Annotated in this window: 32 protein-coding genes and 2 pseudogenes; 15 read left to right on the top strand and 19 right to left on the bottom strand. The window is 58.7% G+C overall.

Annotated features, from left to right (window positions below):
- Positions 1-50: 50 nt before the first annotated feature.
- The 19 genes and pseudogenes from ACI77I_RS22035 to ACI77I_RS21945 form a co-directional block, all read right to left on the bottom strand.
- Positions 51-2,603 carry a hypothetical protein gene (locus ACI77I_RS22035; protein ID WP_406998425.1) on the bottom strand — a complete coding sequence of 851 codons (2,553 nt, stop codon included), beginning with the start codon at positions 2,601-2,603 and terminating at the stop codon, positions 51-53.
- Positions 2,603-4,531 carry a hypothetical protein gene (locus tag ACI77I_RS22030; protein WP_406998424.1) on the bottom strand — a complete coding sequence of 643 codons (1,929 nt, stop codon included), beginning with the start codon at positions 4,529-4,531 and terminating at the stop codon, positions 2,603-2,605. Before ACI77I_RS22030 ends, ACI77I_RS22035 begins: the two co-directional genes overlap by 1 nt.
- Positions 4,528-6,432 (bottom strand): hypothetical protein, encoded by a 1,905-nt coding sequence (locus ACI77I_RS22025; RefSeq protein WP_406998423.1) that lies wholly within the window; start codon positions 6,430-6,432, stop codon positions 4,528-4,530. Before ACI77I_RS22025 ends, ACI77I_RS22030 begins: the two co-directional genes overlap by 4 nt.
- Positions 6,433-6,563: 131 nt before the next feature.
- The gene (locus ACI77I_RS22020) at positions 6,564-7,034 is read right to left on the bottom strand and encodes a hypothetical protein (RefSeq protein ID WP_406998422.1); all 471 of its coding nucleotides are present in this window, start codon (positions 7,032-7,034) and stop codon (positions 6,564-6,566) included.
- Positions 7,035-7,037: 3 nt separating this feature from the next.
- Positions 7,038-7,487 (bottom strand): phage protein Gp13 family protein, encoded by a 450-nt coding sequence (locus tag ACI77I_RS22015; RefSeq protein ID WP_406998421.1) that lies wholly within the window; start codon positions 7,485-7,487, stop codon positions 7,038-7,040.
- A gap of 4 nt (positions 7,488-7,491) precedes the next feature.
- Positions 7,492-9,834 (bottom strand): hypothetical protein, encoded by a 2,343-nt coding sequence (locus ACI77I_RS22010; protein WP_406998420.1) that lies wholly within the window; start codon positions 9,832-9,834, stop codon positions 7,492-7,494.
- A complete protein-coding gene (locus ACI77I_RS22005; RefSeq protein ID WP_406998419.1) occupies positions 9,831-10,430 on the bottom strand; it encodes a hypothetical protein in 600 nt (199 codons plus the stop codon). The genes ACI77I_RS22010 and ACI77I_RS22005 overlap by 4 nt, the downstream gene beginning before the upstream one ends.
- Before the next feature lie 58 nt (positions 10,431-10,488).
- On the bottom strand, positions 10,489-10,851 hold the full coding sequence (locus tag ACI77I_RS22000; protein ID WP_406998418.1) for a hypothetical protein: 363 nt from the start codon (positions 10,849-10,851) through the stop codon (positions 10,489-10,491).
- Positions 10,844-11,236 carry a Bbp16 family capsid cement protein gene (locus ACI77I_RS21995; protein WP_406998417.1) on the bottom strand — a complete coding sequence of 131 codons (393 nt, stop codon included), beginning with the start codon at positions 11,234-11,236 and terminating at the stop codon, positions 10,844-10,846. Before ACI77I_RS21995 ends, ACI77I_RS22000 begins: the two co-directional genes overlap by 8 nt.
- A 37-nt stretch (positions 11,237-11,273) precedes the next feature.
- On the bottom strand, positions 11,274-11,732 hold the full coding sequence (locus ACI77I_RS21990) for a major capsid protein (protein ID WP_406998416.1): 459 nt from the start codon (positions 11,730-11,732) through the stop codon (positions 11,274-11,276).
- Positions 11,733-11,742: 10 nt separating this feature from the next.
- Positions 11,743-12,042 (bottom strand): annotated as a pseudogene (locus ACI77I_RS21985) (hypothetical protein); the annotation flags it as partial.
- On the bottom strand, positions 12,039-12,242 hold the full coding sequence (locus ACI77I_RS21980; RefSeq protein WP_406998415.1) for a hypothetical protein: 204 nt from the start codon (positions 12,240-12,242) through the stop codon (positions 12,039-12,041). The gene ACI77I_RS21980 and the pseudogene ACI77I_RS21985, both read right to left, overlap by 4 nt.
- Complete coding sequence (locus tag ACI77I_RS21975) at positions 12,239-12,610, bottom strand: hypothetical protein (protein ID WP_406998414.1); 372 nt, start codon at positions 12,608-12,610, stop codon at positions 12,239-12,241. Before ACI77I_RS21975 ends, ACI77I_RS21980 begins: the two co-directional genes overlap by 4 nt.
- On the bottom strand, positions 12,607-12,945 hold the full coding sequence (locus tag ACI77I_RS21970) for a hypothetical protein (protein WP_406998413.1): 339 nt from the start codon (positions 12,943-12,945) through the stop codon (positions 12,607-12,609). The genes ACI77I_RS21975 and ACI77I_RS21970 overlap by 4 nt, the downstream gene beginning before the upstream one ends.
- Before the next feature lie 88 nt (positions 12,946-13,033).
- The gene (locus tag ACI77I_RS21965; RefSeq protein WP_406998412.1) at positions 13,034-13,687 is read right to left on the bottom strand and encodes a hypothetical protein; all 654 of its coding nucleotides are present in this window, start codon (positions 13,685-13,687) and stop codon (positions 13,034-13,036) included.
- Positions 13,687-15,027, bottom strand: coding sequence for a replicative DNA helicase (dnaB, locus tag ACI77I_RS21960; RefSeq protein ID WP_406998411.1), 1,341 nt, complete (start codon positions 15,025-15,027; stop codon positions 13,687-13,689). The genes ACI77I_RS21965 and dnaB overlap by 1 nt, the downstream gene beginning before the upstream one ends.
- Positions 15,024-16,031 carry a replication protein gene (locus tag ACI77I_RS21955; RefSeq protein WP_406998410.1) on the bottom strand — a complete coding sequence of 336 codons (1,008 nt, stop codon included), beginning with the start codon at positions 16,029-16,031 and terminating at the stop codon, positions 15,024-15,026. Before ACI77I_RS21955 ends, dnaB begins: the two co-directional genes overlap by 4 nt.
- A 2-nt stretch (positions 16,032-16,033) precedes the next feature.
- Complete coding sequence (locus tag ACI77I_RS21950) at positions 16,034-16,300, bottom strand: hypothetical protein (protein WP_406998409.1); 267 nt, start codon at positions 16,298-16,300, stop codon at positions 16,034-16,036.
- Positions 16,301-16,302: 2 nt separating this feature from the next.
- The gene (locus tag ACI77I_RS21945; RefSeq protein ID WP_406998408.1) at positions 16,303-16,473 is read right to left on the bottom strand and encodes a hypothetical protein; all 171 of its coding nucleotides are present in this window, start codon (positions 16,471-16,473) and stop codon (positions 16,303-16,305) included.
- A gap of 40 nt (positions 16,474-16,513) precedes the next feature.
- Between ACI77I_RS21945 and ACI77I_RS21940 the strand changes: the two genes are divergently transcribed.
- The 15 genes and pseudogenes from ACI77I_RS21940 (at position 16,514) to ACI77I_RS21870 (ending at position 21,911) form a co-directional block, all read left to right on the top strand.
- Complete coding sequence (locus tag ACI77I_RS21940) at positions 16,514-16,666, top strand: hypothetical protein (RefSeq protein WP_406998407.1); 153 nt, start codon at positions 16,514-16,516, stop codon at positions 16,664-16,666.
- 21 nt (positions 16,667-16,687) lie between these two features.
- Positions 16,688-16,909, top strand: a complete 222-nt coding sequence (locus ACI77I_RS21935; RefSeq protein ID WP_406998406.1) for a DUF551 domain-containing protein — start codon at positions 16,688-16,690, stop codon at positions 16,907-16,909.
- Between the two features lie 19 nt (positions 16,910-16,928).
- Complete coding sequence (locus ACI77I_RS21930; RefSeq protein ID WP_406998405.1) at positions 16,929-17,351, top strand: hypothetical protein; 423 nt, start codon at positions 16,929-16,931, stop codon at positions 17,349-17,351.
- A 2-nt stretch (positions 17,352-17,353) separates the two neighbouring features.
- Positions 17,354-17,545, top strand: coding sequence for a hypothetical protein (locus ACI77I_RS21925; protein ID WP_406998438.1), 192 nt, complete (start codon positions 17,354-17,356; stop codon positions 17,543-17,545).
- Positions 17,542-17,679, top strand: a complete 138-nt coding sequence (locus tag ACI77I_RS21920) for a hypothetical protein (protein WP_406998404.1) — start codon at positions 17,542-17,544, stop codon at positions 17,677-17,679. Before ACI77I_RS21925 ends, ACI77I_RS21920 begins: the two co-directional genes overlap by 4 nt.
- 322 nt (positions 17,680-18,001) lie before the next feature.
- Positions 18,002-18,316, top strand: a complete 315-nt coding sequence (locus ACI77I_RS21915) for a hypothetical protein (RefSeq protein WP_406998403.1) — start codon at positions 18,002-18,004, stop codon at positions 18,314-18,316.
- A 42-nt stretch (positions 18,317-18,358) separates the two neighbouring features.
- Positions 18,359-18,880, top strand: coding sequence for a hypothetical protein (locus tag ACI77I_RS21910; protein WP_406998402.1), 522 nt, complete (start codon positions 18,359-18,361; stop codon positions 18,878-18,880).
- Positions 18,861-19,196 carry a hypothetical protein gene (locus ACI77I_RS21905; protein WP_406998401.1) on the top strand — a complete coding sequence of 112 codons (336 nt, stop codon included), beginning with the start codon at positions 18,861-18,863 and terminating at the stop codon, positions 19,194-19,196. Before ACI77I_RS21910 ends, ACI77I_RS21905 begins: the two co-directional genes overlap by 20 nt.
- 9 nt (positions 19,197-19,205) lie before the next feature.
- Positions 19,206-19,280: pseudogene (locus ACI77I_RS21900) on the top strand (NUMOD4 domain-containing protein); the annotation flags it as partial.
- Positions 19,281-19,446: 166 nt separating this feature from the next.
- A complete protein-coding gene (locus ACI77I_RS21895; RefSeq protein ID WP_406998400.1) occupies positions 19,447-19,944 on the top strand; it encodes a Lar family restriction alleviation protein in 498 nt (165 codons plus the stop codon).
- Positions 19,931-20,167, top strand: coding sequence for a hypothetical protein (locus ACI77I_RS21890; protein ID WP_406998399.1), 237 nt, complete (start codon positions 19,931-19,933; stop codon positions 20,165-20,167). Before ACI77I_RS21895 ends, ACI77I_RS21890 begins: the two co-directional genes overlap by 14 nt.
- The gene (locus tag ACI77I_RS21885; RefSeq protein ID WP_406998398.1) at positions 20,160-20,615 is read left to right on the top strand and encodes a hypothetical protein; all 456 of its coding nucleotides are present in this window, start codon (positions 20,160-20,162) and stop codon (positions 20,613-20,615) included. The genes ACI77I_RS21890 and ACI77I_RS21885 overlap by 8 nt, the downstream gene beginning before the upstream one ends.
- A gap of 69 nt (positions 20,616-20,684) precedes the next feature.
- Positions 20,685-20,849, top strand: coding sequence for a hypothetical protein (locus tag ACI77I_RS21880; RefSeq protein ID WP_406998397.1), 165 nt, complete (start codon positions 20,685-20,687; stop codon positions 20,847-20,849).
- Positions 20,850-20,851: 2 nt separating this feature from the next.
- Positions 20,852-21,091 carry a hypothetical protein gene (locus ACI77I_RS21875; protein WP_406998396.1) on the top strand — a complete coding sequence of 80 codons (240 nt, stop codon included), beginning with the start codon at positions 20,852-20,854 and terminating at the stop codon, positions 21,089-21,091.
- A 49-nt stretch (positions 21,092-21,140) separates the two neighbouring features.
- Entirely contained in the window at positions 21,141-21,911 is a 771-nt protein-coding gene (locus ACI77I_RS21870; RefSeq protein ID WP_406998395.1) for a DNA-methyltransferase, read from the top strand.
- The last annotated feature ends 20 nt before the right edge of the window (positions 21,912-21,931 follow it).

The raw sequence follows: 21,931 nt of genomic DNA, 5'->3' as shown, positions 1-21,931 counted from the left end.
GAAGGCAAAAAAAATCCCGCTCAATGGCGGGATTCCGTGGGGTTGTTCTTTTAGTTGCCGGCGGCGGCGCCGAGGTCTGGCGGCCTGGACGGGGACATTTCCCCAGGCTCCCACCAATAGCTTTGCCCGAAGTCGCGCTGTGCACGCCGCTCCATTCGGCCCAGATAGCCAGGCGAAAAGTACTCTTGCAGTTGGTGGAAAATCATGTGGTCGGTCGCCGCCTTGGTGTACCAAAGATTGGCGCCGGGAATATGCCCCTTACCCAGCTGGAGCAGGCGTGCGCCAATGCTTGATGGATCTTTATCGTCAAGCACGGCATTGGCGGTCATGCCGCGCAGGTTGAGCAGTGTTTCCACGTCGCCGGCGAGAGGCCCGCCGAAAGCAGCCAATGCGGATGTACCGCCCTGCGTGGTGTTGGAAAACAGGAAGTCCCCGTAGAGCGACAGCGCGCCGCCCTTGAGCATGGCGGCCATGCCGAAGCGAAGGCCAGGAATCCCGCCCAGTTCGTCGTCCGCCATGTTCTTGGGGTCTCGACCGCTGACAACCTCATTGAGTTGCAGCGCCATAGCCCCCAGCACGGTGGTGGTGGCGAATAGCGCAGCGGTGTAACCAGCTTTCCCCCAACCGGTTTCCTGTGCCAACGCCCGCTTGAAGTGCTTAGAAATCATCGATACGGAGAAGGATTTGAACTGCCAGAAGCTGCGCATCAGCTCCCCGCTCCACTCGCCGCGCTTGTTGTTGCCATGCATAAAGGCGCGCTCGCGGGCACCCGGTGCAGGTATCGCCATGCTGGTCTCATCGAGGACAACGCCCAGCAGCTTGGTGGCGGCCTGCTCCCTGAGCCGACTGGCGGATACACCCAACTGCCCAACCAGCGGCGCCAGATCAGCATCCGCAATGCGGTAGATACTTCCGGCGGTCAACACCTGGTCGCCAGCGCCACGCCAATCCTCAGGCTGGGCCAAACGCCATACAGACCAGTCCTGGTCAGTTATGCCGCGCGACTGCATGATCTTCCTGTCACCAGCCTCAAGCGCAGCCAGCGAATCAAAACGCCGGGTAAGATCTCCAGTCACGTCCATCATCACGGCGCCGAATGCGCGACGGTTACCGCCATCAATCGCGTTCATACCAGACAACTGCAGGACTTTGGTAGCAGCTGTCTGGGAGTACTTGGACATCCGACCGGCTACCTCGCCATCAATGCCAAGCCCCTCTGTTCCCCAGCGGCTTAGGCTGCCGATCAATTGATCAATCCCCAGGCCGGCGCGCATGGCAGTACGGCGGTGCGTAGCATCGGCCGGGTTAAGCATCCGCGCCTCATTGGCGAATACCTTCATTACCGGCATTCCGTTGATCTTGGAAGTAATGGCAATGGTGCCCTGGTCGCTGAGTCCAGTAATCACGGCAGAGCCAAGCTTGCCTGCTACGTTGGTCGCGCGGTAGGTGTCGAAGGCGTTGGCCAGGCCGGCTGATGCAGGCGGCTCGCGGGTGCCGGCCACTTCGGTATACAGGTTCTCCAGGCGGCGGATCTGCTTACCAAAGGCTTTCATTTTTTCGGGCTTGGCTGAAACCGCCTGTTTATAGGCGGTCTCAGTATGGAAGCGCATGGCGTTGTTCGGGTTGGGCCCCAGCGTTTCGACCAGTGCAATATCCCGAGCGGCGCGGTCAATATGCCCAAACATTAGGTCCATCAAGCCGCGGTCGCCGTACTTCTCCTGAGCGGCCATATAGGCGTCAGAATCACGGTAATGGATCTGGCGCGATTCGCTGCCACGGTTCGCTCTGGCGCCGCCACCGGTTATCGTCCCAGGTGTGATCTTGTTGACGCCTCCGGTAGATACTGTTTCCCAGGCATGGCCGAAGAACTCGTTCAATTCAACATCAGTCATACGGCTACCGTCCTCGTTGAGGTACTTGGAACGGTTGGCCCATGCCACGTGGTCGCTAACCCAGGCGTCTTTGTTTCGAGCCACTTTCAGTTGGCTATGGCTGCGGGGAATCGCCCAGTCATCGAGACGGCCAACATCGCCGCCCGCCCGGTTAAACCTTTGGCGCAGTCTTTCGGTGATATCGTGGAACTGCTTGGCGGCAATCTTTGCCTCAGGCACACCGCTGTTCTCGCCGTGCAACTCCTGCACCAACGACCGGGCCTTCTCTGCATCCGCGAACAAACCCATCATCTTGCCCCGGGTGAAGTCTATGGCATCAACCATACTGGCCATGGCTTCGGCGCGAATCCCGTTCGTTGCCGATTCAATCGAGAAAATTCCAGGGCCATCGGAAGAAAACGCCAGCATCCGGTCAAGCGCCAGCAGCGGGTCATCCGGGAATTGCTTCATATAGTTGGCAACGCGGTCGTGGGCAAGAATGGTCAGCCCCACGCGCTGCTTGTTCTTCGCTGCCTCTGCACGCAGCTCTTTAGCCGCGCTTGACGCAGCCTGAGTTAGGCGGTCGCCGGCAGTCAATGACTGCCAGGCCGGATCGGTTTGTGCGAGTTGGCGCATATTCCGAGAGATACGGGACTCAATGTCCTTGATCTCGGCCTGATTAAGTGCGCGACCAATGGCCTGCTGAACTGCTTGAATGCATTCCTGTTTCATCAGTTGCCAAACCTCAGCCCACACAGGGCGGCAGCAAGAAACCCTTTCGAGTCATTTTCGGCGCGGGCGATGTTGCCATCGGCCTCGGCCAGCATTTCGCGGGCGGATACGGTGACCGCTGAACCATCCTCATTGAATGCTCCGGTCGGAACCTGTACATCCCGCTCACCAGAAACAATGGAGTCAACGAGCGCGGGCAATGCAGTGTCGATATCGGCAAGAGGATCAATGGCAGCCGTTGACGGGTCGCGCATCTGTTCGGGGCCAGGTGTTGGCGCTTCTTGTGTTGCCTGCCCCTGCTGCTCTGCGCCTGCACGCGCGCCATCTGGATGAACAGAAACGTCCGGTGGCGCGGTTGATTCACCAGCCCTAGGCACTTCACCATCGGGCCGAGCCGCCGCGGGCGGTATGACGCTGTCGGGGCCGCGAGCCGGGCTTACCTTGATGTCGTCAACGATGTGCCCGCCTTCCCGTAACAGCCGCTCCATCTCCTTGCCGGCGGCGCGCATCAGTGCTGCGCCGTGGTCAGGGGAAACGCTGCTGGCGAGGGCTGTACGCTTAAATGCGCCGCCGATCTCTTTAGCCCGATCATCGACCTTACTTGCGAAACGGTCCGGCACCTGGCCACGGTCCATGGCGGCAAGGTCAGCGCTGGCCCGCTCGGCCGCTCGGTTACCCTCAAGCGCTTGGTTTATTTCGCCGATACGGCCTTCGGCGGCTTGTCGCTGTTCAGCTATGTCGTCCCGCGCAGCGCGCTCTGCCTGCTTGCGGCTCATGCCCTGGCGCTGGAAAGACTTAGCTGACTCGCGATAGGTACCATCGAGGCCGTCAACAGTCTTTTGCAGGGTGCCAAGTTCGGTGCGCAAATCACGCACATTCGGAAGGCCAGATGCTGCGACCGGCTCAAGCTCGGCACGGGCGGCCGCGAACACCTCCTGCTCGGCCTGCTGGCGTATTACCTCACGACGAGGACCAATCTGTTCAGTCCTGATAAAAGTGGCATCGTCTGCAATACCGCCTAGATTAACGGGTTCCCCACGACCAAGCTGAGCAATGGCCTGATCAAGGGCTGCCTGATGCGCGATGCTTGAGCGGGCATCAACTGGCGCGCCTGGCGCGGTGCCGTGCTGGTGATGAAGTCCGTTGTTCGCAGTCAGCGCCGCGTCAGCTTCCCCTGCCGAGACCCCGCGCGTCATAGCCCGGCCTGCCCCCCAAAACAATCCGCCCAGCAATCCGTCAACGGCGAGCCCCGTTGCATCTAGAGCCTTGTATTGCTGGGCCTGCTGCGTATACCCATTCTTTTCCAGCACCGCCCCAACGCCGCCACGGGCAGCGATACCCAGGCCCACGTTGGCACCGGCAGTAGCGGCCAGGTCGACAGCCGGAGCGCTGAACAGGCGCGCAGCAGGCAGGAAGGCGCCGACGCCAATCACGCTGCCTTCAATCGCGCCAGCAATCGCGGCCGTTTTGGTATCAACACCCTGGCCTTTCAGCTCGGTAAATCGCTGTTCACCCATCGATGAGCCGGCGGTCAGTGCGCCAACCGGCATACCGCCAGAAGCAAGGCCAAACGCAAATCGAGAACCGGCATCACCCAGGCCGAAAAGAACCTGCGCCGCCGTGCCGCTGGTTGCCGCGTCAGGCCGCATACGCTCTGTCAGCTCATTGCGCATATCGCCGATTTGTTCGCGGCGGGCAAGGTTGTCCTCATCGCTTTCAATGTTGAGCGATATCATCTGCGTAGGATCGTTGCCGTACTGGGCCGCCTGCAGAGTCAGCTGGGCAAGGCCCTGGCCGATACCGCTGAACAGCGCAGTTCCTGATCCGTCCCAGAAGCCGGGATCAGGAAGGGTCGTAGCAGGGTTGGCCAGCGCATCCTGCTCAAGCGTGCGCTGATCACTGAATGCCAGATCGCCTATAAGGCTCATTGTGCGTCCTCATTGACATTGACCATGAGCGGCTTGCCGTCGGTACCGTACTTGAACTGCTGGCCCTGCATGACGTAGTAGATGCCGTCTTTGTATTGGCGCAGGGTCAGTGCGTCAGCGGTGGAAATATCGGCCTCGCTCATACCCTGGGCCTTCATGGTGCCCACCAGCCTTTGCGTAGCAACATCGCGAAAGGTATGCCCAGGCATCCCCCACGGCGCCAGGGTCTCACCGCCATTGAAATCGACCACCTCGCCAACGGAGGCCTTGATCGCCTGACGCAAAAGCCCACGATCAACAACACCTGAGACATCCCCCTTCTCTGCTGCGGCGCCCGTGTAATAGGACTTCACTGCTTGCGCGGCGAGCTGGTAGGACTGTGGCTGACCGGCGAACACATTGCCCAACTGCTTGTTCAGCTCAAGCTGGAAGTCGGCTTGCTTGGGAATAGGGAAGGATGACCCCTTGCCGTCGGAACCTTTCTCCGTCTTGGACTTGTTGAGGATCGACTCGCCCAAAGCCATGGTCTTGGCTACGTCACCACTGGTAACCATGTCATCGGGCTTAAACCAGTTGGTGTTGGTAACCATAGAGCGCTGTTTGCCCGCAAGCAGGCCGGTAAGCGCGCGTATCGGAGAGTCAGGGGCAATCTGCTGCATGGCGCCGGAGTATGCTTTGTCGTCGCCCATGGCGCTGTGCAATGTCGCAAACAGTTGGCTCTGTTGTTCTGGCGACATCTCCGCGAGTTGGGCGCTGATCTGCTTGGCTTCTTGTGGCAGAAGCGGCTTCATCGCCACGGTCGAGCCAAATTTCTGCTGCATACCCTGAATAGCTGATACTCGGTCAGTCAGTACGGCTCCAAGATCAGGCGAGTTCAAGTCTACAGGTGTGACATCCCCGCCCAGCCGTTGCTGGAAATAATCAACAGGAGATTCAGTCATCATTTTCGCTGAGGCATCGACGGCGCGGGAAAGCCGGTTTAGGTTCGTGGCATCAGCGATGGTTCCGCCCTCGGTTTGAAGCTTGGCGGTTTTGGAGTTGATCGCCGCAATCTGCTGATCTATGGGCAGCCTGAGGATTTTTTGCGTATCCACCTCCTGCCTGATCAGTTCATTGAACTCGGCCTGGGCGGGCGTTCCACGGACCTGGCTCCCCCACTGCTTCCACATTTCATCTGTGGCCGGAATGCCGCTAGATATTTGAGCGTTGATCTTGCCCAGCGTGCGCTCGGCCTTGGCTTCGTTGCGAAGCTGGGCCATCTCGGCCTTTTGCTGTAACCGGTCTACTTTTCCTTCAATCATGCCGCCGACGCGCACCAGATCATCTGCGGTCATCGAGCTCTCAAACTGCTTGAGGCTTTTTTGCGCTTCATATGGGTTGTCGGTAGCCTGACGCTGCAGCACGTCGGAGACAAGCGAGCTGTTGTATTTCAGCTTTTCAGCTTGGGCAGCCTCAGGGGATAGGCCAAGGCGTTGGGCGCGACTATCAAGCACCGCGTCAATCTTGCTCCGGTACTGCTGCACCTTTGTCGGGTCGCGGTAATCAAGTGCTGCACCCTGCATAGATGTCGCAATCTGCCCGCTTTCCACCTGACCGTAATAATTCTGGCGCTCGCCGTACTCGTAGCGGTTAAGGTCACTCGACAGGGAGTTGCGCCGGCTGTTGACGATCTGCGCGTACCTGGTCTTCTGCTGGTCATTGGTCAGGGTTTTGGCGATCTCTGCCTGGGCCTTCTCGAACTGATCCAGCGTCTGGTTAGTGACATCCAGCGCATTCTGGCCCTTGCGGGTATAAACGCCGCCATCGCTGTACATGGCCTGCTGCTGCCACTTAGTGAGCTGGTTGTCGGCATCCATCAGCAGCGCGGTGTCGGCCTTCTCGCGCTCCTTATCCATGAGCATCTGTGCGCCGCGCCCAATCGCCTGGAGGCCTTGCCCAATAGATGTGGTATCAGGCGCAACGCCTTGCAGCTGAATGGGCCGGGTTGGCTGCTGCTGGACCTGAGCAGTTTCGTAAGTCGGTACCCGTGGCATTATCGAGCCCCCGCGAATGAACCGAAGGCGCCGCCGATACCGCCGAGGATTGAGCCCATGGCGGCAGTGTTACCGTTCTGCACGGTCTGGTTGGCGTTGAGCATGTCTTGCCTGGCCTGCACGCGGTAGCCGTATGCCTCGCGCGCAGCGTTGTTCTGGATCGTTAGGGCGTCCAGCTCGCCGAGCATTGCGGCGTCATCTTGCAGTTGTGCAGCGCTGCCACTATTCACGTCAATTCCGTTGGCGGCCTGCACGCTGCGCTGGGTGCCAATCGCCTGCCCAGTGCGCACGCGCTGCCAGTCTGCAGACGTGTCGCCGGCATTCAGGACTTCTTGGGCCGTCTGCCGTTTGAAGCCAGCGTTCTGCTGCATCATGTCCGACTGGAACCCGGCGTTCTGCTTCTGCCCCTGGGCCTGCATCATGCTACCGGCAAGGCCAATAGCAACGGGTATCAAAGCCATCCAGCACATGAGTTATTCCTCTCGATTCAGCGTAAAGGGGTAGAACGGCAGGCGCTTAGGTCCATACGGGACGGCCTCTCCAAAGTCGAAGCCCAGCCATTTCAGCCAGCGAATAGCCGAAGTATTGCGGGCGTCTACGTAGTTAATTAGGTGATGGTGGCGCGTCAGCATCTCCTGCACCTCCGGCTTGCAGACCTTGAGGAAGGCGCGTGCATGGCGCTCTACGTGGGTGGTGCTGATCAGCCAAGGCACACCTATAGAGCCAAGAACGCTGTGCACTGCATCGCCGAATACCGCGACGATATGCCCATCCACCACGATCTTTCGGGCGTTAAGGCTGCCGGTGATGCCTTCCAGAAGCTCCAGCTCCAGGGATACGCCGAGCCCTTCGACGATTTCATCGATATCGGCCTGGCGCACATCGCGCAGGATTACCGAGATGTCTTCGGGCTCAATGGGCAAAACATCAGCGACCGCCAATGGTCACCTCTGGAATCACCGCAAGGACAGACAATGGGAGCGGGTCGGTTTGACGGATGAACACCCTACCCTTGCCACCCCAATCGTTGGAAATTGGGATTTCGGCCTGGCCGGTGAGCAGATCAATGGGCGGCTCATACTCGTCACGGTCGGTCTTGCACTCGTACAGGTGGTTTTTGTCCTTGCCTGCGAAGATGCCCCGCGATTCTTCAACGCGTATGGTGAGACTGGTCACTGCAATCTTCTTGTCCAGAACCGTCTCGTTTGCGTTTTTAAGCTCGAGGTCGAGTGTTTCCATATCTGAGGTGTACTGCAGGCCGACGTGTACGATGCCGGCAGCCTCTTGCAGAACAATGGAGCCACCCGACACAACGCGCTGAGGGTGAACGCTGCCGTCTGCAAGTATGGAAACGGTCTTGCCTTCAAGATGCCCCAGGCCGGACAGCGTTTTAACCTGGCGCGCCCACTTTGAAACAGCCACTCCCCGTAACGACGCCGGGCAGATGATCAACAGCTTCACCGTGACAACGCTAGTGCTGGTGTATCCAACCACCTCAACCCGGACTATCTCGGTGGTCTGATCGCCGTTCGCGTCAGTGACGACCGCCTTAAGCGAGTAATTGACACCAACGCTACCGACCGTAAACGGTGCGTGCCCCACGGCTGTCATGGTGACCACCTCAGGGAAGCCCCAGGCCGTGCCACCGGATAGGGTCATGGTCTTGGTTGTGTCAGTGTTGCGGCCGTCGTAAGTCAACCCGCAATCGACGAAGAACGCGTCTTCAATGCTGGTGATCTGCCGGCTGGCCATGCGTTCGATATACCGTTTCTGCACGCCGTTGATGTTGCGGCGCACCACCATGTACAAAACATCCTCCTGGCCCTCGGGGATGCACGCAATGGACTCAACGAAACCGTCTGTGTCGTGCCAGTGCCAGCCAACCAGTTGCTGTTCCGGTACGTAGGTCATGCCCAGCAGCACGCCGTCGTCGCGCACATACCAGACAATCGAGTCGGGGACCTTCTGGTACGCAACGTTCGTCAGCTCTTTGCCCTTGAACAAGTGCGCACTGAACAGCGTCAGGTCATCAGCAGAGAACCCATCAGCATTCAGCGAGTATCCGAAGGAGGACACCCGGTTGCCGCGCGCCTGGACATATACGGCACTGTTGCCCACCACCACTGGTGGGACGATAGACGAACCGTCGTAACCCTCTGGGCTTGCCTGGACAGTCTTGGCTGACAGCCCGGTATCGCCGCCAGCAATGGTGAACTCTGCGCCAGTGGTGAGTGCAATAAGCTTGCGCAGGCCAAGCAGGTGGCGAACCCGATTTACCTTGTTGCTGCTCAGGGTGAAGGTGATAGCGTCATCATCCTTGTTCGGCACCGAGTAACCGAAGTTCTTGAACAGCCCGGTTTTACTGGTCCATACCGTCTGCGGCTTCAAATCGCTACCGGCGAATATCAAGCGCTGCTGGTAATACACCACGGCGCCCGGGTAATTGCCGGTACCCACGAACGGGTCATTGCCGTTCGGTGGCGTGTCAGTCTTGACGGCGGTGATGTTCTGGTCGGTGAAGGTGGTGCCAGTGGCGCGACCGATAAAGCCGTAGATGCCTGCGCCAGCATTGTCCTTATAGACGATGTAGTACGTCGCGCCGGTAACAGCGGCCCAAGTAATGGTTGCCGAGGCAATGTCGGCATGGCTAGTGATTGTGTTGGAAGTGGCCGGAAGTGACTCGTCCAGGGTGTTCCCATCATCCAGTACCGCGGTGACCTGGTAGCGCCAAGTCTGGGCAACACCAGTGCCGCCGCCGGAGACTGCCGTAGCGGATGCTGGAGCAGCAATGCGCGGGGCCAGGTTGATTTCGGCGGTGGTCCAGTTGTCGTGCGCCAGGCGGTTTAACTCTCGTGGCTTATAGAGCGGCTGGGCGAACGTCATTACGTCGGCGGACTGGGTGAAGCTGAGCAAGCTCAAGTCGTTCTGTGTGTACGGCAGCGCGAGTTCGAAGGGTTGACCGATGCTTGGACCTGAGCTGTATAGGACCTGTCCGCCATCCTTGATAACCCGCATGTTCAGGTCGCTGAACGCAAGCACGTAGGTCTGCACGTCATTGAACTGGAACGGGATCAACCGGCAGCGCTTGGTTGAATCCTTGACCTCGGCCACTAGGCGAGTGCCAGCCCGGTTACGCACGCCACCGTATGGCATCACCATGAAGTTGCGGCACAGTTTCAGACCGGTGTAGTAACGGGCAATGTCGGTACGAGCGCTGGCCGATGGCGACAGCTCGCCCGCCGCGAAGGTCGGTTGAAGTATTCCGCTCATGCTCGCACCGTAATAAATTCAGACTCCGGCTCTGCATCGTCCTGGGACTCTTCGAAGGCGGAGCCCTCGGCCAGGGTCAGGGCCATCTGGTATTGCTGGGCCGCAAACTGCTGTAGGTCTGACTTGGAGCTGAGCGGCAACGCCAGATCCATTGCCAAGCGCCAGGCCAGCGCGTCAGCGAACTGCGGATCGAAGAACGTTGAGTCCTCGACCTTGAAGGTGAAACGGCATGCCGCCTCAGGCTGATCGGTGTGAATCACTCGACCCCCGGCGCCATACCCAATCCTGAATGGGATCTGCTGGTCGACTGACAGCGCCCGACGCCAGCCTGGCTGCACGATGTCCCGCACCTGCAAACAGTCTGACGGGTAGCGATAACGATAGGCCCAGCCAGGCGAAGGACTGCCCAGGCTTGCCAGTGCAACAATGGATTCCGCGAACGGCCAGGGGAACGCCTGCAACACCAGTTCGCGCAGCGGGCCATAAAACACCCGGCACAGTTCAGCGGCCTTGCTCTTTTCCGTGAACGACACGATTGGCTGGGTGTAGGCAACCCGCGACAATGCGATGTTGCAGATCTCTACGTCGCTGGACATTTGGGAACCTCAGGAAAAGAAAAGGGCCCCGAAGGGCCCTGAAGGTTGTTTCTGGTGGTCAGGCGTCAGGAAGGTTACCGGGGCCCTGCTCAGTACCAGCGTTGCCGGCAGCATCGCCGCCAGCATCGCCGCCAGCGTTCAGGCGAGCAGCTTCTGTTTCAGTTTCATCCTTGTTGCCGGTGAACTCGCCAAAACGCTCGCCAGCCTTGTCGAGGATGATGAAGCGGCCGCCGCCATTGTGCTTGGCGGTGTACTCGGCTGCCGCCGCATCAGTACCAGCGTTGCCGGCAGCCGAAGCGCGGGAGCCCAGCTGTTTCAGGTTGCCGCCAGGGCTGTCGATTTCGAGCACCAGCTTTTCACCTGGCTGATAGAGCTGGCCGTTGATAAACGACAGCTCCAGCACCTCATATTGCTTAGGCATTGGTCTGCACTCCAGCGACCACGCCGGCAGTTACCTTGCCCAAAGTAGGCGCGGTGCCGGTCACGGTGTAGTTGAGGCGCAGGAAACGTTCAGTCTTCTGCGGCAGGGTGATGACGGGGGTCTGGTAACCCAGCTTCAGGTCGGCCAGTGGCACCACAACCGAATACAGCGACCGCGGCGAGCTGAACGCCGAGTTGTCATCGGTCTGCAGGTCGATGGTCAGACTGGTCAAGGTATTGAATGCCTCAACAACCTGGATCAGCAGCGGAATATCACCAGCGCGGCCAACGTCCTTGGTGTCGCCACGGTCGATGATGTCGGTCGATGCAGCCGTGGCAGTGATTACCTGGGCGCTCGACATGAGCAGCTTTGCGTCGAAAAGCATGATGGTTTCTCCGAGATGGGGGAAAACCACGCAGTCGTTAGACTACGCGGGCTTCGGTGTTCAGCAGTGCGTCAACACGCTTGATTGGGATGCCCAGGAACTCGGGGATCTTCTTGCCGGCGTATTCGCCGATAGTCAGGTTCACGTTCTTGGAGTTCATGGCCTGCAGGTGCAGGAAGGTCTGCAGGGTGCGGTTGGCGTAGATGACCGTGCGGCCTTCGCCCTGCATCGGGTTTTCCAGAAGGTAGTAGGCCTTGATCATCTGCTCGATCAGCTTGGTGCCAGTCGCGCCGTCAGCGGTCAGAGCAGTTACATCGATGTTGGCGATGCGCGAGTTTGCACGCCAGTCACGTACCGACATGCCAATGTCCCACTTGAAGTGGTCGCGATAGGCCTGGTACTCACCGCCAACCGCGTCCTTGACGGTGTCTTCGCCAAGATTGCGGTGCTGGAAGCCAGCCACGCTGCCTTTCGGATACAGCAGGTGCGTGGTCATTTCGCCCCAGGTAGGGTAGATGTCGCATCACCCGGTACCACTCGGCCTGGAACCCGGCGTCCTCGTTCAGCAGGATCTGCACGCCGATGTGCAGCTTGCAGTACTTGCGGGCCTCCCCTGCGTCACCGATCTGGGTCATCTCGGCGATGCGCTTGTACATGGCGAACCACAGCCGGTTCTGGTCCAGGGTGCGGTCCTTGCCTGGGCGAAGGCTCACCACCACAAAGTGCTTGTCCTCGAACATCTTGGACATTCGGGTGATAGCCTCGGCAAGCATGGAGCGGCAGTTGACGCTGATCTTATCGGTCATGTCCTCACCTTCCACGGCAAGAAAGCAGCCTTGGCAAGCATCTTCATTTCTGCGAAGCCGCTTCGGTTCTCCCAAAGGATCACGGCAGCGAAAATGAATGGGGAAGCCGGGAGCATCACCAAGCAGAAGGCGCGGGCCGCAAGCTGATACTTGATCATCCACGGCCGAATACCTTTCGGATTGAAGGTCGGGATCTTCATGGCTGCTCTCCCTTGCCCATGGCGGCGCGCGCTTCGGTTACAGAGGCCATGTCCCGCTCGTACAGGCGACGGGTTACGGGGTGCATGTCGTCTGGCAGTTGGCCGCCAAACTTCTGGAGCATTTCGCCATACAGGGAGTCGGAGCACTCGGCCAGAGCCTTACGCAGCGCCTCGCACTCAGCCCTCAGCTCAGCATTCACCCGCTCGTAGGCTTCGTAGCCGGTCTTGAGGCCTGCGACTTCGGCCTGGAGTGCTTCAACCTCTTGCCAGAGTCGGTCGGAAAGCGGATCGAACCAGCCAGCCATTTTTTGCAAGCTGCGAATGTGTGCGGCAAGCTCTGCGGATGTTTGTTCGCGGACGTATGTCATAGCCCTTGCTCCAGTGACTCACCACCATCACCCGGCGCAGATCCAGCCTTAGCCAGCGCAATGACCTTCTCGGCCTGCTCCAGCAACTCGGGATACTGGTCGTTCCAATTCTGCTTGTAGGCCTTGGACATCATCGCTTCGAGGGTCTTGAGCAGCTCTGGCGCGGTGCGCATCAGGTATGCGTTTGCCCACGACTCGTCGCCAATCACAAACTTGACGCCGTTGTGATCCATGGCGCCAATGGTGGCGATCTCAAGGGGCTCGCCATCTCGCATTACGCAGACGCAATAGTCCTGGCGATCTACCAGCCATTCTTCTTTCGTGTGATTGCTCATGCCGTCACCGCCATTGTGATCAGGACGCAGAACACGCCAATGCCAAAGCCTGCACAGGTGCAAGCGGCTCCAATTTGGAATTTGGTAGTCATGCTGCGCCCCGTTGAGAAGTCCGAAATATTTGGCGATCGAGAAATGACTTCAGTGCCGTCTCGCAAATGGTTGGCTCGGGCATGAGGGTTAAGCGCTGGGCGTTTGCCTCGGCATGCGTTTCGCGGAGCACGCGCTCCATGTCTGAGCGGTCCGCGCGAACCAGGAACATTTCCTCCATGATTTCGCCGATTGGACGCACGTAATCCATGTCGTCCTTCTGCACTGAGAGCGACATGCGTGCCGCTGCTTCGGGGCTGACGTAATCACGCACCAGGCACTGGAGATCGATGGGGGAGATGTTGTGGTGCCAGCCGTTTGCGCCACGCATAAGGAGCCCGCAATTGAACAGCCCGCCTCGGTCGGACTCAGGCAGCCCGATAAGAAACATGACCTCTTTGCCGGTCCGCGCCATTACTGCATCAGCCTTCTGGACTTCCTCGGGCGTTGGCTCCTTACCTTTCACTTCAAGGTAAATTCCCGCGTTCGGCAACCAGAAGTCCGGGAGGTAGTAACCCTCGTCGACGCGGACAAGGTCCGGCTCGTATAGGTAGAAGATTCCGGACGCTTCCAAGAGGCGGGCCCACATAAGCTCGGTGTAGGAGCGAAGGCGGTAGCCGTTGTGGTGATAGATCGCTCTGCGCTCTCTCATCAGAAATTCACCTTCACGACGTTGTCTTGGCGGGCGTGGTTGGCCAGCGGCAGGAATCGAGACTTAGCACCCTGGAAGGCGGTCGGGACCATGCCGATCTCTCCATCCCGGTTTTTGCGGATGAGAATTTCGCCAATACCCTTGTCCTGGGTGTTCGGGTGATAAACCTCGTCGCGGTACACGAACATCACGATGTCAGCGTCTTGCTCAATGGCGCCGGATTCGCGCAGATCGCTGAGGACCGGGCGCTTGTCTGGGCGCCCTTCGCAACCGCGATTGAGCTGGGACAGGATGATCACCGGGCAATCCAGCTCACGGGCCAGGAGTTTGATCTGTCGAGACATGGCGGTAACGTCTTCGGTGCGCCCTTTGCCCTCGCCTTCCACAAGGCCGAGATAGTCGATGACCACAAGGCCGAGAGAGCCCATGCGGTGCGACTGGCGGCGCGCAATGGAGCGGATGCGAGGCATGGTCATAACTGGCACGTCAGACACCGCTATGGGCGCATCACGAAGCCTCAGCACCGCTGCGTTCAACTCTGTCGAGTAGTCGTTGCTGCACTCGCCTGTTTTCAGCGAAGGGAGCGGTATGCCGCCTACTGCCGCAAGCAGCCGATCCATGAGCTGGGTCTTGCTCATCTCCAGGCTGATGACCAGCACGGGCTTTTTCTGGTTTATGGCCACGTCGGCGGCGATGTTCATGGCCAGGGTTGTCTTGCCCATTGCCGGGCGTCCGGCGACCACGATCATCTGGCCGGACTTGAGCCCCTGGGTGTAACCGTCCAGATCTGGAATCCCTGTACCGAGACCGTCGATGGTCACGCCTGCCGCAAACCGGTCCAGCCGCACCTGCAGCACCTCGACGTGATCGATCAGGATGTCGCCGATCATCTGGCACTCGCCATCGCTACCGCTGCTGTCCAGGCCGAGCACGATGGATTGGGCCAGGGAGATTTTGTCTTCGATGCTCGCTTCCTCGTGAGCGACCTCGTTGATTCTGGCGGCAGCAGAAGACATCAGGCGGCACACGGCGCGCTCTCGGATGATCTTGGCGTAAGTCATGGCGTTAGCAACGCTGGCCGTATTCGACTGAATCTCAGCGGCATACGCCATTACCCGAACGCCACTGGCAAGCTCTGAACGGCGGTCGTGAAGCGTCACCACGTCAACCGGCTGACCGTCAGCGTGCATTTCGAGGATCAGGCGGTACAGCTCGGCATTGTCGTCCCATGAAAATGCGTCAGCGGATAACTGGTCGCTCAGCACGTCGATCAGGTGCGGTTGGCAAAGCATGGCGCCGATAACGCCATGTTCGGCCTCAAGGCTATGAAGTTCGATCATTGCGCGGCCTCCGAGATTTCACGGAAGACGGCACGACTGACCAGCGATTCAAGGCGCGGGGCAACATTGGCACCACGGAAGAAAATCTGGCTGCGGTTGTTAGCCTTCTGGAAAAACTGGAGCCAGAAACCCTGGCCGCTCTGGTGCGAAGGGGATTCGTTCCAGCGTTCGGCGATCATGCTGCGCAGCACCTTGTCGCTCGTCACGGTGACGGCTGGCAGGCTCGGGCAGACCTTGTGGTACAGGTCGATGATCTTGTCCACCGGCACGCCAGCCTCCGAGGCGCCGCTCGGGTTTTTCTTGAACTCACTCCCAAGCCAGTTGACCAGGAACCGGCGCCAGTTCTTCTTCGGCTTGCTCCCGCTGGCCCAAGCGGCGGCACGTTTGATTTCCGCCTCAACGTCAATCGGCGAGTAGGCTTCTGCCCATTTTGTGATCAGGGTGGCGTCAACTTCGAAATCTTCGCCATCGAACGAAACCAGCGATGCCGGTTTTTCGATTTTGATTTCAGACTGGGTGGGTTGAGCCCCTTGGGGGGCAGTAATCTGTTTCGTAGAAACAGTTACTAGGGGTTCTTTCTTTGTATAAAGAAGGGAGTCGTCGGATTTGGTCTGTCTCGCAATGCTGACGACTCGGCCCGAATGATCCGAGTCGGACGATATGGTCTGATTCGGACATTCTTTTTTGTTGTCGTAGAAGACCCACTCAGAAGGGTCGCTGATACCGATATCGCCACGCGCTCCGCCAACCCGATACAGGATGCGGCGCTTCAGTAGATGGCTGATGGCCTTGGAAGCTACGTCAGGATGAATGTTGGTCGCCTTGGATATCTCGGTAGCCTGGATTCGCGCTTCGGTCACCTGATAGCCTATGGTGGCTCTGGCAACGTACAGCGCTACCTTCAATTCGCGCCCAGGCAGATCGACAACCATCAAGGCCTCGATGAGCTTGTTTTCCATCCGGGTAAATCCCCCGGTATTGCGAAGTGGGATGATATTGCTCATACTTAATTCGTCCTGATATTTGAAATGCTCGTTTCGGTTGCAGCCGAACGAGACAAAGAAGCCCGCAAATGACTTACACAGTCTTTGCGGGCTTTTTTCTTGGCTACGTCGCTGTAGAGGCTTCGGATCATTGCCGCCGCCTGCATTGCTTCCTGCATATGGAATTCTTTTGTTCCTGCCAGCACCGGACCTGACTCGCCCAGGGTCAACAAAACCCGGTCAATGACCTTGTTCACACTTTCCGCTGGATGCGCCGATCTGCTGGCCATAGTTATTCCTCTTGCAACTGATCGACGTTCTGGATCAGCTCCATGTACCGCTTGGCCTGATGCAGAAGGGTTTCGATATCTCGCTTGTCGAAGCACTGCATCGCCTTCGGCACGACCTTCAAATCGAGAACGGCCAGGATCTGGCAGAACTGCTCGAACTTCTCCGGCTTCATGCGACTGATCGTTGCTTCATCGACACCAACGGCATACGCCATGAGCCTGCGCGACTACTTCGCCGCAAAGGCCATGCAGGGGTTTTCAGCGAGCCCCAGCATGATCGACAGCAACGACTCTCGCGCAATTTCTTACGTAGCTGCCGCGTCCTATGCGATGGCCGACGCAATGCTCGCTGCACGCTCCGCCTAACCCCAAACACTGGAGGTCGCCATGAGCGATTGGATCAAGTGCAGCGACAGGCTGCCCGATCTGCCGAAGGGTGGAGGCAAGCACCACGCCATTGCCTACACCCCAGCGAGGGAAGCGCAACGGTTCGCCAATGGATCGCGCTTCCTCTACTGGAACGGCATCGACTGGCGCTATCCGGACGGCTCGCGCTTCGAGCACCGGGTAACGCACTGGCAGCCATTTCTCTCCCCGCCCACCGAATAACGCCACTCTGGAGGCGACCATGAACACAGCATTGAAGATATGCCAGGAGCGTTACGACGCTCAGTTGCCGCCTCCAGTGAGCGAGTCGGCGGTGGAGATAGCCCGCAAGGAGTGGATCGACAACGCGGTGGAAACGCTGGTTGATCGGCGCAGCGACGTGCAGTTCAAGCGCCGCCTGCATTCCGCGCAGGGCGTGACGTTCAAAGCCTTTGCTGCCGAGGTCGAGCAGTTCGCAATTAACAGTGACAGCAAGAGCCCATGCGCCATTGGCGAAATGGTAATTGCTGGGCTGCTTGGTGACCGCTTCCTGGCCCGCGATGGCGCCGAGGACCTGCTGGCGGTAGCCGATCCCAAAGAACAGCTCAGGATCATCGCTCAGGCTCTTGTCGAGCCATTGGCAAATGACGCACTGGCTGCCCAGGCCGAGGATGACGAATTATGACTTTGAGCGCGCACGTTCTTATCGGCGAAGAGCTTGAAACGCTTGAGGATCGCCAAACACCAGTCAGTTGGTCGTTGATGATCCAGAAAACGCTGAACGAAATGATGCTAGACGATCGCATCACCATATCCGAATTCAACCACTACTGCGGGCGCCTCAACAAGATTGTTGCCCGGCGCAAGGAGGCCGCATGACCATCATCGCCGGATCATTCAAAGGTATCGCCGAGGCCCTGAGAAATCAGGGCTTCTTGTTTCTGGTAGACGTGAAATGGATCGAGCAGCCTTGCAAGTGTGCGGGCCGCTGGACTTGCAAGGTGGCGCCATGACCATGATTTGCAGCAAGTGCAACAGGTACGGCATTCATTGGGTTGGCCCATACGGCAACCTGACCGGAACCAAATGCCCGCATTGCGGCGGTGAAAACTGCCAGCAGGATGTGCAGCCACTTGATCAGTGCCGTGAATGCGGTAGTGAGGTCTGCAACGGCGAGTGCTTCGGTGACGACATGATGGGGTCTTCCGGATGACTACCAACCAGCGCACCCGGCGCCTACTCATCTGGCGCGGCTCCTTCTCCGCCCTATCCGTCTGCACCTTCCTTATGTTGCTCAGCGCCCTCGCTGATCGAATCACTCAATAGGTAAACACCATGAAAAAGCATACTCCCGCACCGTGGACTGTCCGCGAGGTGCGCCACAGCAATGTGCCCGGCCAGCGCGCTTTCGCCATCGACTTCAACGATGACCAGGAACAAGTCGTCGATTGGGTCTACGAAGAAGCTGACGCGAAGTTGATCGCCCAGGCTCCAGGCCTTCTGGCTGATCTGATTGTCGCTGCCGGAACGCTGCGCCATTACGAGGCCTTGCACCGTGCCAAGGGTACTGCTGAAAGCACCGAGAAAGCCGAGGTGAACGCCGGGCTTGCTGCGCGCTTCGAACAAGCCATCGCCAAAGCCACCCAATAACCCCCTTCACAGCGCCCCTCTCCGGTGGCGCGGAGAGCAATCGTGTCCAACGAATCGAAAACCCACTTCAAGAAGGCCTTCAACAGCCCCTACTTGAGCAGTGCCGACATCGTCGGTCACATGACCTTCACCGTGTCCCACGTCAAGCTTGAACAGGACAAGACGAAGAAGACCAAGGATATGTTCAACACGGCCTACTTCGTCGAACGTGACATCCGCCCAGGTGAAAAGCTCAAGCCGATGATCCTCAACGTCACCAACAGCAAGACCATGAAGGCGCTGACCAACTCGCCGTTCATTGAGGACTGGCAGGGGATAAAGATCACCGTGTACGTGGATTCGAACGTGAAGTTCGGCCGCGAGGTGATGGAAGGTCTGCGGATCAGCCCCAAGGCGCCGGTAGTTGCGTGGCTGACACCCGACAACGTGCGTCCCTGGACCAATGCCAAAGCGGCTTACAAACGCGATGGCAACCTCGACGCAGTGCTGGCCCGATACTCCATGACCGATGAAAACCAGCAGCAGCTGATCAGGGAGTGCTCCGATGAATCGGCAGTGGCATGACGTTGAGCAGAACACCGAAGTTTGGCAGCAACTGCGCACCGGCACCAGGGCGATGGCCGAGGCTGGCAGCGTGATCGCCATCAAGGCCCTGGAGCTGGATGGCCTCATCCCGTCTTGCCTTGAGGGTCAACTGCTGATGGCGGCCAAGGCCGATGGCCTGGTGGAGCTGCGCGAAGACCGCTACCACTGGCTGAGTTCGCAGCGCTCCGCCGACCTCGCCTACAGCGTGGTCTTTGTAGGTGGCTGGCTCAACTACCACGCCAAGGGCTACGAGCGGTTCGCGCGCCCTGTCCGCCGTATTTATGTCACTTCCTGAGGATTGAATATGCCTGAAGAGCAATGGCGACGGATATCGGATTGGCCGGACTACGAGGTCAGCAACCAAGGTCGAGTAAGGCGCGGCTCTCACATCAAGAGCCACTACTTCGACAGCCCGCCAGCGTTATCGTCTGGGAAAACGTCCCCGGTGTCCTCAGCGACAAAGGGAACGCCTTCGGATGCTTGTGCAGGAATCGGAATGCGTGAAGGCCGGGCAGTCCGGCGACCAATTGAAGAAGGGGTGAGTGATGAGCAAGGAAGAGATGAAGCTGGAGCCGTGCCCGTTTTGCGGTGAAAAGCCAGTTCTGACAAAACACTTCAAGCATGAGATGTACAGTTTCATGCATCGCTGCTCTGTACTTGGTCCGATCAGTCGCGACTTCAGGGAGTTGGCGCAAGATCATGTCGATATGTGGAATACCCGCGCCGCCCCTGCATCGCCGCAAGCTGCGCAGCCTGTGGCTTACCAGTTCCAAGATCGCGACGGTAAGTGGTTCGGGTTCATGAACGAACGTCACTATCAGGATACTGTCGCGGACGGCACCTGGCCGATACGCGAGCTATTCACCCACGCCGATGCGGGCGAGGTTGAGCGGCTGCGCGCCCAGTTGGCCGAGCGGGATGCACTGCTCTACAAGTGGTCTATTCATCTGGGCAATATGCGAAATCTTTCAGAGTGTTTTTCGGAAACCGAAGCGCTGCTATCCACCACCGCAAAGCCGGAGGCTGATCATGGTCAAGGCTAGCAGTGTCACCAAATGCAAGGCATGCGACAGCACCGACCTGTTCTGGTTTGCGAACAAGACAGTCCCTAACGGTATTCTGCACAACCGGCTGAACACTCACGACGTGCAGTGCTCTTTTGTCCTGGGCTGCAACAACTGCTCTGAAACCCTGGCGGTAGTCAGCGCTGACAAAATCGCTGAATTGATGAATGCTCAATTTGAGTCGGAGGCTGATCATGAGTGAGGTTAAGCGGTATTTCATGGGTGCGGTTGAAATGGTTTTGGCTTCGGACTTCGACCGCGTAACCGCCGAGCGTGACGCCCTGCAACTGCTGCTCAACCAGCGCGACGAACAGGTCGAAAGCCTGGAGCAGCAGCGCGAGTCAGAGTTGCGCAATGGCCAGGATCTGCAACAGCGCCTGACCGCAGCGGATGAGCGGGCGGATGTGCTGGAGCAAGCGATGCATGCCTTATCTGCGCTGATCGGACTTCCAATCAATGGCCCTCAAGCGTCTCAGGATGCACTGCTGACGATCATATGGGATGCGCTCGGGGAAGAAGACGCCGCACTCAAGCAAGCAGATGGTGGTGAGGGCGTGACCTGTACGACGTGTATGGACAAGAAAACAATCAGAGGCAGCGGCGGTAAGTTCCCGCGCGACTGTCCTGATTGCTGCAATGAAGAAGGCTGATATGACACAACTCCCCGCCTACTGCTGGTGCCTGCTGGCACTGGCACAACTGACTTGCTGAGGTGATTTATGAAAGCTTTCATCTGGAAATTGCGCGCTTACCTGTACATGCAGCGACGCGCTGGCTGGGCAGATTGGGGCATGGTTGCATCGCTTTACGAGGCATACGCCGACGACTGGGAAATGTCGCCGGCTGAGGCGGTAGACGAAGACATGTCGTACTGGGGAGACTGATCATGACCAACAACCCAAAACCAACCGACGCCGAAATCAAGGGCCAGATCATCACCTGGGGCTCCCAGCAGATGACCTATGTCATCCGAAATGGCCTGGCCATGGACGGTCACAAGGACCTGAAAACAGACTGGGTTCGCCGCCAGCTGCAGCGCCTGGAGAAAGCCGGCGAGGTTAAGCGAGTGCCAACACCATATGCCCGGCAGATATGCTGGGCGCTGGCCGAACCGGTGACGCCATGATCGCCACCCTCTGGTTCGCCTACGTCTTCATCTACAAGGGGCCGAGGCCATGAGTGAGTACTCGCTTTACCTCGGTGACTGCCTGCAGGTCATGAAACATTTGCCAGACGCCAGCGTCGACATGGTGCTGGCTGACCTTCCCTACGGCACCACCCAGTGCGCCTGGGACACCATCATCCCGCTCGAGCCGCTCTGGCGAGAGTACTTGCGGATCGCCAAGCCGGAAGCCGCAATCGTGTTGTGCGCGGCCCAACCGTTCGCATCGATGCTGGTGGCGAGCAACCCGAAACATTACAAGTACGAATGGATCTGGGAGAAAGGCGCGGCCACGGGTTTCCTCAATGCCAAGAAGCAACCACTGCGGGCGCACGAAAGTGCCCAGGTCTTCTACCGCAAGCAACCGGTGTACAACCCTCGCATGACCACGGGCCATGAGCGCAAGACATCTAAGCGCAAGTCGGTGGAGTCGGAATGCTACGGGAAGGCGCTGAACCTGACCGAATACGATTCGACAGAGCGGTACCCGCGGTCGGTGCAGTTCTTTTCCAGCGACAAGCAAACCGCCAGCTATCACCCAACCCAAAAGCCCGTGGCATGGATGGAGTTTTTGATCAGCACATACTCCGATCAGGGAGGTGTCGTACTCGACAACACAATGGGTAGCGGTACCACAGGCGTTGCCTGCATGAACCTGCGGCGACAGTTCATCGGCATTGAGCAGGACGCCCGTTACTTCGAAACCGCCAAACAACGGATCGTCGAAGCGGCCACCATCCGCGACACCCCGGTACCGCAATTCGATCTATTCGCAACAGCCTAACCCCAATCCCCCTACATGCC

Origin of the sequence: Pseudomonas sp. D47 (assembly GCF_045447305.1) — a bacterium.
Taxonomy (GTDB): domain Bacteria; phylum Pseudomonadota; class Gammaproteobacteria; order Pseudomonadales; family Pseudomonadaceae; genus Aquipseudomonas.
Note: the sequence above shows the minus strand (reverse complement) of the source record. Positions and strands in the feature narration are given on the sequence as shown.